The following is a 2158-nucleotide window of genomic DNA, read 5'->3' on the forward strand; positions in this document are numbered from 1 at the left end:
GCCTTTTTCTTGTCCCGCATTCTCTCATATGTTAAAGTGAATACGGAAATAAAAATCGGAAATTCATTTTTTTAATCAACAATACATATTGGAGATGAATCAGATGGCGAAAAAGGAAGAATATTTACGGAAGCCAGAATGGTTGAAGATAAAATTAAATACAAACGAAAACTATACAGATTTAAAGAAAATGATGCGCGAAAAAAACCTTCATACTGTATGTGAAGAAGCGAAATGTCCAAATATTCATGAATGCTGGGCTGTTCGTAGAACCGCAACATTTATGATTTTAGGATCAGTTTGTACACGTGCTTGCAGATTTTGTGCGGTTAAAACAGGTTTGCCAACAGAGCTTGATCTTGCAGAACCAGAAAGAGTAGCTGATTCAGTTGCGTTAATGAATCTAAAGCATGCTGTTATTACGATGGTAGCTCGTGATGATTTAAAGGATGGCGGTGCTAAAGTATTAGCAGAAACTGTCCGTGCGATTCGTCGTAAAAGCCCGTTTACTACTGTTGAAGTATTACCTTCAGATTTAAGTGGTGAATATGACAACTTAAAAATCTTGATGGATGCAAAACCAGACATTTTGAATCATAATATTGAAACTGTTCGTGAGCTTACACCAAGAGTTCGCGCACGTGCAACATATGAGAGATCGTTACAATTTTTAAAACGAGCAAAAGAAATGCAACCAAACATCCCAACTAAATCAAGTCTAATGATTGGTCTTGGAGAAACAAAGGAACAAATCATTGCGACAATGGATGATTTACGAGCAAATGATGTAGATATTATTACGATTGGCCAATATTTACAACCAACAAAAAAACATTTAAAGGTGCAAAAATATTATCATCCTGATGAGTTTAATGAATTGCGTGAAATTGCTTTAAGCAAAGGATTTAGCCATTGTGAAGCAGGCCCGCTTGTACGCTCTTCATATCATGCGGATGAACAAGTTAATGCAGCGGCTAAGCAAAGACAGGCACAAGCGTAAACAATAGAGGGTGACTCAAAACCATGGTTCAAACCCCTCCAACACAATATCAATATATAGATTAATGATAAGGTTAAGCTTACTATATATCAGTGTTTGTTGGAGGGGTCAGTCCCTTTTGAGTCACCTTTATTTATTATTTTTATATCTAGTTTGCTGATAATTATCTTTCATATCGTCATCTAATTCTTCATTCATTTCACCGTAGCCTTCACCGTTAGGGTTTTCCCCTTTATTTAGGGCTCTACCTTGTGGAGACTTTAGCATTTCTTTTATCGTATTTGTTAAAATTTGGTCGATATCGCGGTTCGTCGTTTCAAGCGGACTATAGGATTGAATTTGACGAATCATTGCTGGCTTATCTGAAACGTAAACATGATAGTATCTAGGAACAAAGGAAATAGCTGTCTTTTTTACTTGGTCGGCTGCTTCGAATCGATCCTTTGCCGTTGTTTCATAAGCAACTAGTACTTCTTCATCTGTTACCAATGTAGCAACATCTTCTATATTTGGAAGCTGAATAACTAGGCTGCTTATTGATTTTGCGGTTTTATCTCGATCCATCACAGGTGTTTTAATGAAATTAGCATCCTGTGTAACACCCTTTTTTTGTAATCGTGTATATCCAAAATTGGCCGATTGATCCTCTCTTGAATTCCCCTCTTGGTTGAATTGCTCGTTTCGATTTAGTACATTAAGTGTAGAGCCAGTACCGGTTTCATCTTTTCTATAGGTCGGATCACCTTCTGCACCATATTGACATGCAGTTAGTAATGACAAACCAATTGCACCAACCATCAGTTTTGTTTTGAACAATTGTAGCACCTCCTAACAGTAGGATGACCAAAATGAGGAGATTTCTTCTTAGTAATTGATGGTTGAGTACAATTAGATTATGATAAGAAAAAGGAATACGTGGGGTGATTGTCAAGATGATTTGTGTTCAAAATCAATGTTTTGAATTAATAAAAGAAGAAAGAAATGGATTTAATGAAGAGGTATTTAAAGAACGATATAGCGATATATTAAATAAATATGACTTTATAGTAGGGGATTGGGGATATAATCAATTGAGATTACGTGGCTTTTTTGATGACCAAAACCAGAAAGCATCATACGATACAAAAATTAGCACGTTAGATGAGTATATTTATGAAT

3 protein-coding genes are annotated in these 2158 nt (G+C 35.8%); 2 read left to right on the plus strand and 1 reads right to left on the minus strand.

Annotated features, from left to right (window positions below):
* Positions 1-94: 94 nt before the first annotated feature.
* The gene (gene lipA / locus HU235_RS07255; protein ID WP_267905707.1) at positions 95-1000 is read left to right on the plus strand and encodes a lipoyl synthase; all 906 of its coding nucleotides are present in this window, start codon (positions 95-97) and stop codon (positions 998-1000) included.
* Positions 1001-1129: 129 nt separating this feature from the next.
* Here the strand turns inward: lipA and HU235_RS07260 are convergent, their stop codons facing one another.
* On the minus strand, positions 1130-1816 hold the full coding sequence (locus HU235_RS07260; protein WP_174879773.1) for a YhcN/YlaJ family sporulation lipoprotein: 687 nt from the start codon (positions 1814-1816) through the stop codon (positions 1130-1132).
* 116 nt (positions 1817-1932) lie between these two features.
* Between HU235_RS07260 and HU235_RS07265 the strand changes: the two genes are divergently transcribed.
* On the plus strand, positions 1933-2158 hold a 226-nt coding region (locus HU235_RS07265), incomplete at its 3' end, for a YutD family protein (RefSeq protein ID WP_174879774.1).

Source organism: Metabacillus niabensis (genome assembly GCF_902829255.1).
In the GTDB taxonomy this organism is placed as follows: Bacteria; Bacillota; Bacilli; order Bacillales; family Bacillaceae; genus Metabacillus; species Metabacillus niabensis.

What these genes read in the sequence shown, in the direction of transcription:
- lipA (WP_267905707.1), top strand. Translation starts at nt 95, where the DNA reads ATGAATCAGATGGCGAAAAAGGAAGAATATTTACGGAAGCCAGAATGG.